This window comes from Bradyrhizobium sp. USDA 4473 (assembly GCF_054063335.1).
In genome coordinates this window covers 2,897,383-2,912,896 of the sequence record NZ_JBSSGE010000001.1, presented here as the reverse complement: position 1 = coordinate 2,912,896, position 15,514 = coordinate 2,897,383, and the positions used below count along the sequence as shown (strand labels likewise).

Here is a 15,514-nt window from a genome sequence, read left to right as displayed (position 1 = left end):
TGCTTGCACCCCGACCGTTTAACCTTCGAAACCCATCGTTGCAGCGAGCTTTCCGAAGCTGCGCTGGACGTGATTGGTTGGATTTTGCAGCACACCAGGATTGTTCTGGAAGTTCGCAAACTCGCACGCGAACCGGAGCGCTTCGTCGACCTCCACGGTTGCAAGCACAGATTTGAACACCCTCACGGCTCGTCTCGCAACGCCTTGCGACTCACATACGCGCGCCAGTTCTGCGCTCAGCTTGTTCAGACTCTCCGCCGGACAATGGCTCAGCAGCTGTCCGTTCAATCTGCCCGCGGCAGAATGCTTCCCATCCTCCGCCTCGTCGAAGATTGCGGATACCACGCCAGCCTTCGTCGCTTTCGCTTCAAACGGAATCGCTTTAAGCAGATTTTCCTTACCTTCAGCCGCCATCATCTCGGATCCATCGAAAAGTGTTGCGCAGAACAGCAGGTGGTCGCAGATCAGACTGGGTCATTCGCAGGAATTGGGACATCCAGTTTCTTACGGGTGCATTCGATATGTCCTCAATAACCACCAATGTCGGAGCATCCGGATCGGCAGCGGCAGCGTTCCATGCACTTGCAATGACGGTAGGCTCTCCTGTCGCCGCTCCCCTCCACAGATCATCAAATCCGATCGTCGCTGGATCTACCGAGAGTCTCCACATTTGGCCGTCCAGCACGGAACGAGTGTATCCTGCGAGCAGAGCCTCGACATCTCTCCCGAACAAGAGCGGAACTTCTCCACCTCTGAGGAGAGCATCGAATTCAAGCATTTCAGCCAGATCGAACCCGGTTCTTTCCGCCAGCGCTCGCAAACATTTCTTCAGTTCACGGATTCCAAACTCCACGCCGCCATTGTTCCGCGGACGATTCCAAACTACAGCCTCAGCAGCCCCGCTCTCGCGCTGTGGAGTTGCGTAGCGGCCTACCGACTCGATGACGTCGGCGAAGCTCTTCAGGAATGCCTGACCTTCCGATACGATAGCCGCGCGTTGCAGCTCGTGATTGTCCGAGATTTTCGAGAGCTCGATTCTTGAACGCTGAACCGTTTCCTCAAGATCGGCGACTTCTTGTGACAATTGATCTCGTTGCGCGATCTGATCCCCCAGTTGCTGCAGGATTTCCGACCTGATTGCCGGCTCAAGCTCGGCATGGACCTTCGCGGTGGCAACTGCAGTGGCCGCCGAAATCCTCTCTTCGAGCTTGTGCGCTATTGACGGAGATTTCATGAGTTCAGCAGCGAGCGTCTCGACGAATCCGAGGTTCGCCTCAACGCTGAACACGAAGGACTTCAGTCGCTCTCGCGTCGCCTCGATTTCTCTGAGATCCGCCCCCAAGACCTCTCCGCTGCGAACCGCCAAGGCCAATTTTTCTATAGCTCTGCGGCTTACGTCCCCCATTCCTTCTTCAGCGTGAAACGAGTTGGAGCGCTTCAGCCTTCGCAGCGTCCGTTGCATGAAGTCGGCGTTGGTGGACCAGTCGACGGCGCCGATGGACTCGATTGGATCCGTTGGGCACAAGAACAAGCGCCCCTCCAACCTTTCTCCCTGAAGATGGTGCGGCGCAAGACGAAAGAGCGTCAGTCTCTCCAGTCCTTGAAGATCTCTCGGCCGCAGCCTTCTCGTCACGGGATCGAGATCGAGATGAAGTCTGACGCACGACCGCCCCTTCATAGCGATGATCACTTCGGGGGTGGATGCTTGCTCAGTGGCGAGCCCCTCCTCCACCACCGCGCATCTGACCTCCTCGGGGCTCTGGAAATGCGAGAAATCCAGGATCTCTATCGGCTCGTGAGCATCGAGAACGACATATTGATCATGCTCTTCCTTTGAGCTCGTTCTTTTGTTTTCCTCGACTCGGAAATAGCGGACCGTCCCTTCCGGGCACCTGAGAGTATTTTTGTCGAACGAGAATACATTTCCTGCCGGAGGAAACTGGCGTTTCCTATCGGCGATACGTGTCCACCCATGCGTCGCTGACTGCGCGAGCGGCTCCAATCGCGTGAACTTCTCGTGAAAGAAAAGACAGCGTCCCAGGAAGTACTGGTTAGGACCGACCTTGCTCAAATCTCACCCTCTCCGCATTGATGGCAGCTCGAAAAAACTTCTCGCCGCGCGCGGTTCGAAAATGAAATGCCGCGCGGGAGTTTGGAATGATCTCTTTCTCGAACAGCTCTGATCCAAGACGCTCGCCCAACCAAACCATGTCGGTTTCATCGACAGGATATGCGTAGCGAAATTCGGAACTGTCGCCTACGATTCCCGGAGCAATGAGGTGTCGCAGCCGCAGTCGATCGACAGCCGCGTCAGGAAGCTTACCATCCGATGTCTTTGCAAGGAGCCAACGGCCCCTCTTTTCAAAGAGCGGCCTCCTTGCCAATCGGTAAGCTTCCAGGATCGCACACGTTCGATTCGCGAACAGTGCCTCTGAACCGTCGCGGCGCACCACGCGATACAGATCGGGAGAATCGCGAGTTGGCCGGATCCAAGTCTCGAGCTTAACCGGCGAGGCTCCAAGGTCGCTCGTGTAGGAGAACCGTTCGTATTTCCAGTCCCACCGACTCGCAAGCTCCCGGCGATCGAAATTTTCGTGCTGGTTGCTCCAGCATAGCGGCGCCTTCTGCATGTCCTGTACGATCGGCCTCTGCAAATCCAGTCCGAATGCTTTGGACAACTGCGTCGCGTCGACGCGGGAGGCCTTGATTAGCGGTACGGCCCAGTATCCCGCAGTTGCGTCAATCTCCACTTGCCCGCCAAGTTCTTCCACTAATCTCGTGAAGCGCTCTCTTGATACCTCACCAGTCGCGCCGCTCAGGATAACCGTTCCGCCGGCTTGAATGAGCTTGATTGGCGAGAGATACCATCGACGCGCTTTCCATCCTCGCGCAACCCACGGATCAAGCCAACGTGAGTCCCTCAGCGCTCGAAGCAGGTCCCACGGCCGCGGACCTTGAGCTCCAGAAATCCTTGTAAGTAGCGGGATCAGATCCATTTCACTCCAGCCGCTCCGCCCACCCGCATATACCGCTTCGAGCAGATCGTTCATCGAATCGCTGATATGCCCCGCAGAGCTCCCAACGGGAGGAGCTTGGCGAATTTCGACTTCCCTGAAGCCACGTGTTTCGGCATCTCGGCGCCAGGCCGCCGGGTTGGGAGCGCTCAACGATGGATGCACAACAGCTTGATCGATGAAGGTCAAGCTCAACTCGGAAGGCGCATCTCGATCGGACTCGGACGCGGAAATTCGCCAACGGCCGGACAATCGCTCGGCGGACGAGAGCTGGATCTGGTCGTACTGGACCCGATCGACCTTGAGCGCGCCCAATTCTGCTCTCTGAGGTTCGACAGCGACTTTGACGCCTGCATGCGCTCGAACTATAGGCAGGAGCGAACGGCGACCGAGATACATTCCAGCCGTCTTGATCCCTCCTTCAGCCACCAGACGTTTAAGCCCCCCCGAACGGGGGGACACCAAGCCAAGCGCAGTACAAATGCCTTCATACTGGCTCAGTCCGATCTGCTCCGACATCCACCAGAGTGTCGACGCTTTCCTCAGTCGAAAGTATCTGGAACAATGCTTGCTAAGTCGGTCATGCACCAGGACACGCACGTAGCTCGAATCTGGATGTTGTGACCACGCCCAACTACCCCAGCCGTCCTCCTTAAACACCAACAGGCCCTTTGTCGCCTCTCTCGATGCCTTGTACAGAATACCGTCGAGTCGGCTAGAGTTCGCGATCAGAGCTTGCAGTACATCGTCGAGACCGCCGGAAAGGATGTAGCCGCCGCGATCCACATGCTCCCACCTTTCATCTGCTTCTACCTTGCTCTCGCTTATTGCTTCAGCCTGAGGTTCACCGTCCAAATCCGGAAGCAACCGCAAACATGATGCACCAGTGGATCTGTTGGAATCCACCTGATGAGCGGTTTCCTTGACAAAACACCAGAAGGCGTGATCCAGGAGAAGTCGGTCACCCGCTCGAAACCGTTTCTCGAACTCAAAGAATGCGGCCTTGAATCCATCCGACCAGGGATATCGATCGATCTGCCTGTGAAAGAAATGAATTACTCGGGACGGATCATCGACCGAACCCGATAGATCCGCGGCAATGCTTTCATAACGATCGCGGTCACGCCGAGAGGGAAAGGCGATTTTCAGCGAGAAGCCGATCTGTGTCATCGCTCCAGGATCAGGAAGCGTGACCCTTCTGAAGGGGAGCCCCTTCGCTCTGGCGGATTCAGACCACCTTGCCAGTCGCTTCCACAATTTGGAAGTTCCGCTTAGGTCCGATATTGGCAAGCGGAAACCGAGTAGAAGCTTGAGACGGTCTCGATAGTTGCCTTCGTCCGCCACTTCAGTCGAAACCGATGCAATGAGACAGCTCAAGACAAGCCATCTGAAGTAGCCTGGTCCCTCGCCTTGCCCTACGAGGACCGGGCTTCCCCATGTAAGGGCGTCCACGACGGAAGATCGCTCGGCAAACGAGGCCAAGACCCGTTCGGAGACATCGTTCGGATCACCGACGCCGAGGGCCGAAGCCAGCCGTTGAGGCGATGTATCGATGTACTTCAGCGGAGCGGACCCAAAGGGACCATCCGTGCGAAGGTAGTACCGGACGAGCGCACTTTCCAAAAAATCGGATCGGAACGAATTCCTGGTTTTCTGTGCAATCGACATCACTGCGCACCCCCTGCGCAGCGCCATTGATAGTTGAATTTGAACTATGATTGCAACTTTGGCCGTCTTGTTCGTTCGGAGTGTTCACGAGTTGCTGCTTTGCGAAATGACGCAGATAGCATGCTTTGAGCGTTCGGCAGATGAGTGTGCCTTTCTCGGGCTAAGGCCCTAATGCGGATTGAGCTTCAGAAAGGCCTGCTGCGACTGACTTGCTAGGACGGCTTACCATCATACTTTAGAAGGGTGCGGGGGCCGCGCGGCGGCGAATTGCGACGGCCGGCCGGTAAGCATTGCTTCCGATCAATTGGCGCCAACAGACCAACCCTGCTCAAGCAAACATTCGTCTGTGCGGCGACGCGGCGCGCATTGTCTGGCATCGCCGCGCGAAGCCTACACAGGACGAGCTTGGGTTGACTCCAGGCGGCGCAAGAGGGCCTGCAATCTGCAAGCACGACAACGATGCGTGAACCGCTCCGTATTATTGCGGATAGAGATCGAAAGGTGGCGCGGGCGTAGCCTGCAAGCTGACCAGAGGTGGGGTGTCATTCTCGGAGTCCAACCAGCCAGTGTATTTCTGCAAGACCGCCTTGAGCCGGGTACGTTGGCTCGCGGGAAAGGTATGCAGTTGGGTCCGACACGTTACCTTGGAGCGCTCTCGCCGCCAGCTCTCTTGGAACACCTCCATCAACGTGAATTCAAGAATGTCCAATGGATGAGCAAAGAAGGAAGGCACACGCGGCAGCTCCCTGACCTCCCCGACGAACTGAATGTGCAGCGTCGGATGTCCGACCTTGTTGGGGTGGACGTCGAAGTGGCACTCTGTACAGTCGCCATCGCCTTCGCTCCACATCAGCTTTATGGAAGTACCCCCCGAGGTTACGATCAGGCGATCCTTGTCGTCCTCTGCCAAGTTGCCCTTGAAGTTGAACGAAACTTCCGCCACGAGTTCTTTTGCGAACTCGCCGTGACTGCGATAGCTCTTGCTTGGGCGCGTCCTGATGGGCTGGGCGGCTTCGCCTTGTCCGGTGCCCCACCGTACGCTGCCGTCTGCCTGTTTCGCGTTCGCCACAGCCGTCGCCAGTTGCGCCTGCAAATTGTCCAATCGCCTGTGGTTCGCCAAGAACTTGGAACTAGCTTTTGAAAATGCACTCAGGTCGCTTTGCATTAGCTTTACGTCGAATATCACGGGCAAGGAAGGCTCCTCAAACTAAGTCGTTCGGATCAGCCATTGCCGTGAGCACGGGATCGGCTTTCACGTCGGCTTTCAACATCCAAGGCTCCAGCGCTTCGGCTGGCCATCCAGGCGGATGAACCTGGATCGCTTCCTCGATCGAGCCGATGTCCGACTCGAGGAGGTCGTCATCCCAAATCACGACGTGAGACGATGAGGGCTTTAGCTCTCCGAACTCAAATCTAGGAACTGCCGATTTGAGCGCTTCGAGGCGTGTGCCGCTTTTCGCGGTTGCCTCATCCAACAACCAGACGAGCTGGTCTATGCCCGGTCGCCACCACCGCCGACCCATGAAGCTCGCCAATGGTCCGGTGTACCTGGCGCGCTTCAATTCGATCAGCCATTCGGTCGACGGATCTAGGTCTACCAGCTGCGTGAAATCTTCCACCGATATTCCCAATGCCCAAGCCGCATAGAAATCGGATAAGAAGAGTCCGGGGTATGGCAGCGCCCTATGACATAGCCATCGCACAATTTGGGATGCGCCGCGAGCTGATTGAGGAGCGCCGTCTTCTGTTTGATCGACCGGGGGCCTGGCGTTCTGGAGCTCCTCTCTAGCCTGATCAGACCACACGCCGTGCGTGGGCACATCCAGAATTTTACCGATCTCGGCCAAGCTGGCGCCGTCAGTCCCAACGCCAGCGCGGATCTGTTGAAATGCCTCTGTCAAATCGGCCAGACGTTGCGTGGCTCGCTCATCATTCTTGAACAGAATCCATTCTACATCGAGAGCAGGAGCCAGCCGATGCTCACGACTGACGAACGATCCCTCGACTGGGAGAGCCGGTCCAACGGCTGGAATCTCGTTGGCAAACACTTCGACATCGTTCGTGAACATCACGATCGGCGCAAGCGGTTGCTTGTTGGAACGCGACCAGGAACGAAGATGCGACACGAAGCTCGAGCCGTCTTGAGCATCCAGCGAAATCGAGATCGGCGAGTCGTGGAATTTTTGGTCGAGCAATATCAGGCATGCCTCGCCGACCCATTTCGAAACCGATTGTGAGAATACCTCTCGGTTGGCGTTCGGATCGACGACCTCCAACATGTATCCGTCCGGTATTTTGGGTCTGACTTCGTTCTCGTCGTCGTCGATGGCGAGAATCAGCGGCGGCTTGCTCATGATGTGGGTATCCGGGCCTCGATCGCTGTGGCAAAGCCCCTGGAAGGGGCAACGAACTGAATGTCTCCACCGTACTCGTCCAGAAGACTCTTGGTGACCGTGAGGCCCAATCCCATGCCTTGCCCCAAAGACTCGTCCACTTCCGAGGTTGAGGATCGGAATGGCTCGAACCATCTGCCGGCGGTCTTCAGATCGACCGCATCACCTGAGTTTTCGAAGCGGATGATCAGTTCGCCGTCGTCGGCCGCGGCTGAAACCTTGATCACCCCTTTTTCGCCCGCAAATTTGATCGCATTGCTGAGGAGATTGTTGAAGATGGCGGAGACTTCGGCCGGAAACATCGCTGGGGTTTTCGTGCTTGCGGGAATATGGGTCTTGATTTCGATACTTCTCTTCTCGATCGAAGGTCTGTGGAAATCAAGGACCTTTTCGAAGCGCTCCAGCAGCGGTTGCTTGGACCTGCGACGGCGGCCTTCGATACCCGTCATGTCGGCCAGATACACGGCATTTCGTCGAAGTCTGTCGCGAATGTCACGGCAATCCTTCGCAACCGCACTGATGCGCCGCGACAGCTTCTGGTCCGTGATCGACTTGGCGAGGCCTTCCAAGCTCTGTGCGACTCCCTGAGAAAGGATCGCCAGCGCATTGACCTCATGAATGAACGCCGCCTGCTCCAGGCCCATCGAGGCAAGGACGCGATACATTGTCGCTTCCGAAGCGCCCTCCTCGATCAGCTCCTTGGCCGAGGACAAGGTCTTCTCGACGGAGGAGATCGTTTCCTGAACCGAAGTTGTATCTCCGCGCGCCAAAGCTGCGCGGGCTTGCCTCAACGAGCCGATGGCATCGCTCTGCATGTTGTTCACGAGATGCGAGGTCGGCGCCTGTGAAGCCGGAGAGGCTGGAACGGCCCTTCTCTGTCGCTCCTGCTCCTGCTTGCGCGCCTGCGTGCGCACCACTCTCGCCGAGTAGTTCTGACGGATCTGGAGATCGATGCCGAGCCTGACCATGTCCCCGATGAAGTCGAACTCCGGGCCGGGAAGGAAGCCTTCGCGGTTGACCAGCATTTTCAGGTCGCCTGCATGTGCCCTTGTGAGAAACACCGCCCCGAACCACATCTTGTTGCCTTGAAGCGTCAGCGCCTCGTTGGGATCGCCCTCGGGAAGCTCCCAGTCCGAGAACCTACGCAGCCTTCCGAGCTCGCCTCTGCCGCGCGAACGATAATCACGGTCGAGATCGAGCCAGTCGTCGGAAGGATCGCCATACGGCAGGACCCGAAACCCCTCGTAATAGACCCTAATTCCAGCCAGCGCCGCGGGCCAGGCCGTGTGTTGGCGCTGAAGGATTCGTGCCTGAAAGCCCACCGCTGCTGCATCCTTGTCGAGCTTGCGCTTGAGTTGAAACCCCTCGGCATGCGGCAATTCCTTGCGCATGGCCTTGGTCGGCAGCACTGCCAATTTCAAGGTCCGGTCTTCGGCATCGCAGTCGATTTCGATCACCCAGGCAGCGCTTTCGATGGAGCCCGGAATGTCCGGTTCTCTCTGCGAGAACTCGCCGGCAAACTCGATCTTGAAACCAGCTTCGCGCTGTGCATCGCGAACGTTGACGACCGGAAGGATAGTACGCCCTTCGACCAGTCCCTTCGGGAGGGGCGCCATCAGAGCCGCTGGCGGGGTGAGAGTGATGACCTCGCGGAAGAACGTATCGAGTGTCCTTGCGCTCCAGGCGCGACGCAGTTTTTTCAGGATCAGGCGCGTTCCGGCGGGTCTGCCTTTCAGTTCTTGTTGGGGCAGTACGTGAGTCGCGACCGACTTCGATTTGGCGACCTGCTGCAACGTTTCCAGCCTCTCGACACCGTCCCAATCGATCGTAGCTCGAACACCTTTTCCGGCAGGAAAGCCGGTTTCGGGATTGCGTTTCGCACCGTTCCACTTGCGGGATATGATTTCGAGATTCCGCGCAAGCTTGTGCGCTGCCAGGCGGCCGACGCCCTTTTCTCCCGTGAATCTGCGCTTGAACCAAGGAGACCGTCTGTCGCTCGTGTTTTTCGTTCGTCCGGCGATACGCAGGAAGCCTTTCTCGAAATCTTCGACATCCATGCCGATCCCATCGTCCTCGACGATGATGCTGCCCTTCTCCGGATTTTCCAGGTTGGTGCCAAGGATCGTGACCTTCGTCGCATCGGCGTCATACGAGTTCTTCACGAGCTCAACCACGGCCGTCGAGTCGCGCCCGACGAGCAATTCGCCCAACTCGCGAAACAGCTTGGTGTCTACCGTGAACTCTGCCATCGCAAGCCAAACGATTCCGCATCAAAACGATAAATGGCTAAGCCAATTCTATGCAGTCGAGAAAACGCTTGTAACACCTGAAATACCCGCCCTTCACCCTGGGGGCGATCTTCTCGAGAGCGCGAGCCAATCCACCATCTCGCAATTGTTCGTACAGCTCGTGCATCATTCGCTCTTCGTCCGCGAAGATTGCATAGACGCCGTGCGAGGGGATTGAACCGGAGCGATCGAGAGCGAGGCGTGGGATTTTCGCCAGCTCTGGTAGCAACAGTTTAGGCCGGTCCCAGCCGGAAGCAAGGACCTTGTCGATCGGGCTGTACCAAGCTGCTCCATTGATGACGATGGCCCGCCGCGTCAACTTCGCTCTGAAACGACCCAGTCGGGCCGACAGAAGAGGGTATTTTCTGAGGTCCAGCAGGTTTCCGCTGAAATCGTGCATCGCGATGATGCGCTTTCCCTTCCAGCTGATGTTTCCTTCTTGGATTTCGGATGCCTCCACCCACGGGCGCAGGAGTTCGGGCTCGACGTCGTTCTCGTCCGGTCCCAGAACGAACGCCGCCGTATGCCCCAGCGCAGGGCCGACTCGTACCATGAACCCCGCTTCGCGGATCGTGTTCGAGGTCGACCGTCGGGGCTGCCCGACGGGCTTGCAACGGGCAGCTATCAGGATGCTCGGATAAGCATCCACGTCCTTCACGAACGCCTTGGAGGAACACAGCCGATGCTCCGACGAGATGTGGAGCTGAGGCAGCCACTTTCGCCGGAAAGATTCGGCAAAAGCCATGAAGCGCCATCTATCGGAGCAAAGGAAGCCGCATTTTCCGTCGAGAGCGAGCCGGCTGAGTGCGATGTCCAGGAACGGAAGAAATAGATCTCCCCCCGTGAATTCCTTGGCGATGCTCGCGTCGTATTCGGCCTTGAGTCGCGGCGGAATCTTCGACCAGCGTACATACGGAGGATTGCCGACCGCGTGAGTGAAAGAGCCGCCCACGGGCGGCGCAAGAAGGAAATCACCGCAGGTCACCCATCTGCGGGCCAGTGCATTGGCGGTCGTGGAACGAATTTTCAGCTCGATGAGCGCCTGAGCAATCCTGGATCGGGCGCGTTTTGCCTCTCGTGGGTGCAGCTCGAAGGATGTGATACAGGACGCCAAGTTTCCGACTGTCGGTTCGAGCCCGAACTTTTCGCAAGAGGCTACCAACCGACGGGCGGCTTCCACCACGAAGGCGCCATCACCGGCAGCCGGCTCGAGCAGCCGCTTGTTGAACAGCTTGACCCGGGGTACCCAGCCGACTTCATCGAGAATCGATCCGACAACCTCCGGTTTGGTATAGATTCCGCATCTGTCGTGGAGTTTCTGAACCTCCACTTTCCTTGGGACCGCTGATCGTCGCCGGCCGGGACTGTCAGATAACTGTCGATGACTGGCCTCTTGCATGCGTTATCCGGGCGATTCCTCTGGACGGTCTTTCCTGCGGACGTAAATAGTGTATCGCTACAAGCTCTTAACAGGTTAACAAGATGCCGATTGCGGGACTTTTTTCGGGCATAGGGGGATTCGAGCTCGCTTTCTCTCAGGCTGGTTACCAGACGAAGCTGCTTGCGGAGATCGATCCCGCCGCCCAATTGGTGCTCAAGGAGCACTTTCCGCAGGTGGCTCATTTCGGAGATGTCGCGGACATCGAGGCCTTGCCACCGGACACCGAGATCTTGACCGCCGGGTTTCCCTGCCAGAACCTCAGCATGGCAGGCGACAAGACGGGCATCCAAGGCAGTAAATCGACCGTCGTCGAGCGGATGTTCGAGCTGATCGAGAAGTCCCATGTGCCGACGGTCGTCATCGAAAACGTCTACTTCTTGCTCCAGTTGGATCGCGGCAACGGCATGCGTTGGCTGGTTGAGCAATTCGAGCGCCTGAACTACTCCTGGGCCTACAGGGTGCTTGATACCATGGGATTCGGGCTGCCGCAGCGCCGGCGGCGCGTGTATCTGGTAGCAAGCCAGAAGCTCGATCCCAGAGATGTGCTTTTGGCCGACGAGACTGATGCTCCAGTGCCCCCCGAGCGGACGCTTCGGAAGCCTTTGGGCTTCTATTGGACCGAAGGACGGTCGGGCATCGGATTGACCGTCGACGGCATCCCGCCACTGAAGGTCGGATCCTCGGTCGGGATTCCTTCCGCCCCCGCGGTTCTGTTTCCTGACGGGGAGGTCCTGATGCCGAGTCTTTCCGCCTGCGAACGGCTTCAGGGGTTTGCTCGGGGGTGGACGCACGCTTCGACGCAGCATCCGGGAAGAAGGGCGGAGTGGCGATTGATGGGTAATGCCGTATCCGTTCCGGTGGCACATTGGGTCGCTCAAAGGTTGAAATCTCCCGGCAAGCATCGAGAATTCGTGGAAACGCCCATTCGTGAGGGCAAGATGTGGCCGGATGCCGGATGGAATGTGGGGCGGGGGCGCGTCGGCGTGATCGCGAGCGACAGGCCGATCATTGCGCCTCGGCAGTCGATTTCCGATTTCCGGGACGACACCTGGATGCGCTTGTCGGATCGGGCCTTGGATGGGTTCATAAAGCGCGCCGAGGAAGGCGGGCTTTGGCTACCGGCCGGATTTCTTGAAGCCTTACGAAGCGCCAAAAGAAAGATGCCGAAAGCGGCTTGACCTAGGTGGCTAACTATGCAGCCCATGTCATCAAAACAAAGATCGAGGAAATTATCCTCAACCGGAGCCGACGGACTTGAGCCGATATCACCAGCCAGATCTGCTCTGATGTCCAGAATTGGACCAAAGAACTCTCGTCCCGAAATCGTGGTTCGGCAGGTCGCTCATAGGCTGGGCTACAGGTTTCGACTGCACCGGCACGACCTGCCAGGAACGCCTGATATCGTCTTTCCTGTCCTGAAGCGAGTGGTCTTCGTTCACGGATGCTTTTGGCACCGTCATCGGAATTGTTCGCGGACGACGACACCCAAGACGCGCGCAGGTTTCTGGGCTGAGAAGTTTGAAAAAAACGTCGCGCGAGATGCCAGAAACATCAGGCTCCTGCGAAAGGAGGGGTGGCACGTCCTCACGATTTGGGAATGCGACACTTTCGATGTCGATCGAGTGGCCAAGCTCCTTCTCAGATTTCTGCGCCCGCACGGCATGAGCCGCCGACCCGACGCGAAGCGGCGCGCGGCGCCCGCGCTATACCTCTCAGCAAGACGCTATCGCCTCAGTGATGCGAGGCGGATCAGCGATGGTGCGCCAAAATAACGCCGGCCTGAAGAGCTGCAGCAAAATAAAGCCCACGCGGGCAGCCGAGCGTTCAGCCCTGCTTGCTCCTTCAGCGCCTCTCGATAAGTCCGCTCTCGTCCCATTGGTGCCTGGTGAAAGCTTTCTTCACTACCGCGACCGCGACCAATTGATCTCCCAACGAATAGGTGCAAGGCGGCGGACGCTCCGTCGCTGCGCACGTGGAGATCCAGGATGCGTGGATCGCTGTCCTCGGCAAGCCGCCGGTTACGCACACGCTTCACTGCTGCGCCGACGCGAGACAGGCCAATGTCGACAGCGTGGCGACCTGCGAAACCACGGAGTACAATTATTATCATGCGCGCGAGAGCCCACTTTTGGGCAAGGCTCTGCATGCGCTGGCGGGCCCTGTTGGCCAGACCCGGACCAAGGTGATCGTGAAGGATCCTCCGACGGTCGTATGGGCGAAGCAGCCCGTCATCTCGAAGAAGACGTTGGTCGCGCAGACCGCCGCACGGAATCCCGGCTGCGGCGCCGGCATGGACAGCAATGCGATCTACCCCTCCCATCCCGGCGGCTTCTTCGTTGCAAACACGCGGACCACCCTCCATTCAACGAACGGCCCGGAGTCCTACACCGAAACCTTCATCGAGCCTGACGTGATCACGGCTTCGATCACGCAGTCCACCGGTGCCTGCGAGCCATCAGAAGACCGCAAGGGGCCAACTGCAGGAGAACTGTCCGACGTCCGTCGACTAACGGCCTCGGAACGCGCGTTGCGCTGGTCCTCCCACGAGGACCAGCGCAACATCGTTTGTAGGGGAACGCAAAGACCGCGCGTGGTCTTGTTGGTATTTCTGTTGGTATTGGCAGTAGTCGGCGACGGAGATCACCGCAACTTCAACGGTTTCGTATTAAGTAATTGCCAGCCAGGGGCAGGTCGCAGTGAAAGTTGCGAATGGCGCGATTAGGCTTTTTTCTTCTCAACGTTCTACGGTATTCTTTTGGTCAACCGCGAACTTCGGCTGTCCCAGCCGAAGTCAAAATGAGCGCTCAACAACTTTATTGGGACGACAAGGACGAGAACGCAGATGATTTGCAGCAACGTCCTCCGTCGTCATCAAAAATGACCACCTGAGGAATAGCGCGTTCAAGGCGGGGTTGCTTCCTTTAAGTGCACGTCCATTAGTTCGACATGTTGGTGTCAAGGAGCGCCAGAAGTGAGCGCACCACTACTAGTCGCCGACGTCCGATTGTTGTCGTGACGATACGCCCAGCTCCAATCAACTCGTAAAGCTTCGTGCGTGCCAAGCCAGTCACTTCGCATGCATCGTCAATAGAGCAGGTTAGCCGCTGCGCGAATGGCGTCGAGCTCGGTTCTGCGGCAATCGGAGCGGATAGACTGACTCGTGACTGTTGTCCGCCAGTTTTGTCTCGTCGACTGTACCTCACGTGGCCCTCCTATTCGCACAAAGCTCGACGGGACGAGAGTCGACAGTGCGACGGGCAACGTCAATGCGAACACCCGAGGGCGCTCGCGTATGAGAGCGCACGTTAGCGGCGGTTTGAATGTTTCCGGACACCCAGGGCGACGAGGTCATTTTTTGCGAATGCGCCAGCCACAGTAAGGCATCGCGCCGAGGCTATTCTGCCAATATCGGCAGCAAATTTCGCAAGCGTTCGCCGCTGTTCACCAGCGTCTTATTCAACCATTATTCAACGAATGCGGCAGGTGAGCAACTAAGTGCTTGAGTTTGTTGGCGCTCCCTAGGGGAATCGAACCCCTGTTTCAGCCTTGAGAGCGCTTTGCTGGAATCACTCGATCCAGGGAATTGGATAGTGGCGGATCCGAGACAATGCCGGATCCGTTCATTTTCCTTCACACCGAAGACAACCTAAGGCCGGACTAAGCCGCGTCTGAACCGTGCCAGACACTTGAATTTCGGTCTCGCTTAAGCGAGCGCGCTGCACTAGCGCTCTCGTGGTAGCTACCCGGTAGCTACGACAATCCGCAGCCGTCGATGTTATTTCATAAGCATCTGATTTTGCTGGTACAGTTGGGTGGGCTCGAACCACCGACCTCCTGTTCCACAGACAGGCGCTCTAACCAACTGAGCTACAACTGCATCCTGACGCGCGGCCCGCTCAAGCGGGGCGGCGATTTCGGGCGGAAACTAGGTGCAACGCCCGCCTTTGGCAAGCGCTTAACGCGCCGATTTCCGCTCTTATCTCGGGCCGCTTAACGGTCCCCGTCCAGCAAAAAGGCCCGGACCGTCAAGGCCCGGGCCTTTCGCTGAGATCCTGCGGACCGCGATCAGGCGGCGGGCTTGTAGAACTTCGAGGCGCTGGCCTTGATCGGCTCGGCGGTCTCGCTGGCGACCTTCTGGCCGAGCTCGGCCAGTTCCTTGGCCTGCGCAGTGTAGGTCTCGAACTGCTTGCGGGCGTGGGAGGTCCACAGCTCGACCGCTTCGGTCGGCGACTTCACGCTGAACAGCTCCTGGGCGAAGTCGAGCGACGAGGTGGTGTTGGCCTTGAAGAACTCGATCAGCTTGGCCGAGTAGGCGCTGGCGCCCTTGCTCACCGAGGTGAACACGGCTTCGACCGTCGAGTTGTGGGTCTCGGCAGCGTCCTTGAACTTGGCGTAGCTGTCGCGAGCCTGCAGCACGCCCTTTTCGGCGAACGCGCGCATCTGCTCGGGAACCTCGAACGGGATAATGGAGGCGGAGAACGGATCGGACGGGTTGGTCATACGTGTAATCCTTCGCAACGGGTGAGTAGATGTGACCATTGCGAACGTCCCGGAGCCAGCAGGCCGGGAACGTTGAAATGGATCACGCTGCCTTGATTCACGGGATTGCCTTCGTCGGGCGCGCCTAATAAACACCCATATCATGTCAATATTGTGCAACGCAACGTGAGATCGCGTGCGACGCCACATTTTTTACGTGACGGAATATGG

Annotated in this window: 13 protein-coding genes and 1 tRNA gene; 4 read left to right on the top strand and 10 right to left on the bottom strand. The window is 57.8% G+C overall.

Going from position 1 to position 15,514, the window contains the following annotated elements:
- Window positions 1-18: 18 nt before the first annotated feature.
- From ACVW17_RS13640 to ACVW17_RS13610, 7 genes are all read right to left on the bottom strand, one after another.
- Window positions 19-417 carry a hypothetical protein gene (locus ACVW17_RS13640; RefSeq protein ID WP_456797212.1) on the bottom strand — a complete coding sequence of 133 codons (399 nt, stop codon included), beginning with the start codon at window positions 415-417 and terminating at the stop codon, window positions 19-21.
- Window positions 404-2,071: a hypothetical protein gene (locus tag ACVW17_RS13635; RefSeq protein ID WP_456797211.1), complete on the bottom strand. Its 1,668-nt coding sequence runs from the start codon at window positions 2,069-2,071 to the stop codon at window positions 404-406. The genes ACVW17_RS13640 and ACVW17_RS13635 overlap by 14 nt, the downstream gene beginning before the upstream one ends.
- Window positions 2,052-4,184: a hypothetical protein gene (locus tag ACVW17_RS13630; protein ID WP_456797210.1), complete on the bottom strand. Its 2,133-nt coding sequence runs from the start codon at window positions 4,182-4,184 to the stop codon at window positions 2,052-2,054. The genes ACVW17_RS13635 and ACVW17_RS13630 overlap by 20 nt, the downstream gene beginning before the upstream one ends.
- A 976-nt stretch (window positions 4,185-5,160) precedes the next feature.
- A complete protein-coding gene (locus ACVW17_RS13625) occupies window positions 5,161-5,874 on the bottom strand; it encodes a hypothetical protein (RefSeq protein WP_456797209.1) in 714 nt (237 codons plus the stop codon).
- A 10-nt stretch (window positions 5,875-5,884) separates the two neighbouring features.
- Window positions 5,885-7,036 (bottom strand): hypothetical protein, encoded by a 1,152-nt coding sequence (locus ACVW17_RS13620; protein WP_456797208.1) that lies wholly within the window; start codon window positions 7,034-7,036, stop codon window positions 5,885-5,887.
- The gene (locus ACVW17_RS13615; RefSeq protein ID WP_456797207.1) at window positions 7,033-9,324 is read right to left on the bottom strand and encodes a sensor histidine kinase; all 2,292 of its coding nucleotides are present in this window, start codon (window positions 9,322-9,324) and stop codon (window positions 7,033-7,035) included. Before ACVW17_RS13615 ends, ACVW17_RS13620 begins: the two co-directional genes overlap by 4 nt.
- A gap of 37 nt (window positions 9,325-9,361) precedes the next feature.
- Window positions 9,362-10,693 (bottom strand): Eco57I restriction-modification methylase domain-containing protein, encoded by a 1,332-nt coding sequence (locus ACVW17_RS13610; protein ID WP_456797206.1) that lies wholly within the window; start codon window positions 10,691-10,693, stop codon window positions 9,362-9,364.
- A gap of 152 nt (window positions 10,694-10,845) precedes the next feature.
- Between ACVW17_RS13610 and ACVW17_RS13605 the strand changes: the two genes are divergently transcribed.
- From ACVW17_RS13605 to ACVW17_RS13595, 3 genes are all read left to right on the top strand, one after another.
- A complete protein-coding gene (locus tag ACVW17_RS13605) occupies window positions 10,846-11,982 on the top strand; it encodes a DNA cytosine methyltransferase (protein WP_456797205.1) in 1,137 nt (378 codons plus the stop codon).
- 15 nt (window positions 11,983-11,997) lie between these two features.
- Entirely contained in the window at window positions 11,998-12,576 is a 579-nt protein-coding gene (locus tag ACVW17_RS13600) for a very short patch repair endonuclease (protein WP_456797204.1), read from the top strand.
- Window positions 12,577-12,776: 200 nt separating this feature from the next.
- Window positions 12,777-13,526 carry a hypothetical protein gene (locus tag ACVW17_RS13595; RefSeq protein ID WP_456797203.1) on the top strand — a complete coding sequence of 250 codons (750 nt, stop codon included), beginning with the start codon at window positions 12,777-12,779 and terminating at the stop codon, window positions 13,524-13,526.
- Between the two features lie 214 nt (window positions 13,527-13,740).
- Here ACVW17_RS13595 and ACVW17_RS13590 read toward each other — a convergent pair whose 3' ends face one another.
- Complete coding sequence (locus ACVW17_RS13590) at window positions 13,741-14,007, bottom strand: helix-turn-helix domain-containing protein (protein ID WP_456797202.1); 267 nt, start codon at window positions 14,005-14,007, stop codon at window positions 13,741-13,743.
- A 117-nt stretch (window positions 14,008-14,124) separates the two neighbouring features.
- On the opposite strand from ACVW17_RS13590, the gene ACVW17_RS13585 reads away from it, so the two are divergent.
- Window positions 14,125-14,307, top strand: coding sequence for a hypothetical protein (locus ACVW17_RS13585; protein ID WP_456797201.1), 183 nt, complete (start codon window positions 14,125-14,127; stop codon window positions 14,305-14,307).
- A gap of 297 nt (window positions 14,308-14,604) precedes the next feature.
- Here the strand turns inward: ACVW17_RS13585 and ACVW17_RS13580 are convergent.
- Window positions 14,605-14,681 (bottom strand) — tRNA-His (locus ACVW17_RS13580).
- Window positions 14,682-14,869: 188 nt separating this feature from the next.
- A complete protein-coding gene (locus tag ACVW17_RS13575) occupies window positions 14,870-15,304 on the bottom strand; it encodes a phasin (RefSeq protein WP_456752361.1) in 435 nt (144 codons plus the stop codon).
- Window positions 15,305-15,514 lie beyond the last annotated feature (210 nt).

Coding starts and splice junctions, on each gene's coding strand:
- ACVW17_RS13640 (WP_456797212.1), bottom strand. CDS start 417: ATGATGGCGGCTGAAGGTAAGGAAAATCTGCTTAAAGCGATTCCGTTT.
- ACVW17_RS13630 (WP_456797210.1), bottom strand. CDS start 4,184: ATGACACAGATCGGCTTCTCGCTGAAAATCGCCTTTCCCTCTCGGCGT.
- ACVW17_RS13620 (WP_456797208.1), bottom strand. CDS start 7,036: ATGAGCAAGCCGCCGCTGATTCTCGCCATCGACGACGACGAGAACGAA.
- ACVW17_RS13615 (WP_456797207.1), bottom strand. CDS start 9,324: ATGGCAGAGTTCACGGTAGACACCAAGCTGTTTCGCGAGTTGGGCGAA.
- ACVW17_RS13605 (WP_456797205.1), top strand. CDS start 10,846: ATGCCGATTGCGGGACTTTTTTCGGGCATAGGGGGATTCGAGCTCGCT.
- ACVW17_RS13600 (WP_456797204.1), top strand. CDS start 11,998: ATGCAGCCCATGTCATCAAAACAAAGATCGAGGAAATTATCCTCAACC.
- ACVW17_RS13585 (WP_456797201.1), top strand. CDS start 14,125: ATGTTTCCGGACACCCAGGGCGACGAGGTCATTTTTTGCGAATGCGCC.
- ACVW17_RS13575 (WP_456752361.1), bottom strand. CDS start 15,304: ATGACCAACCCGTCCGATCCGTTCTCCGCCTCCATTATCCCGTTCGAG.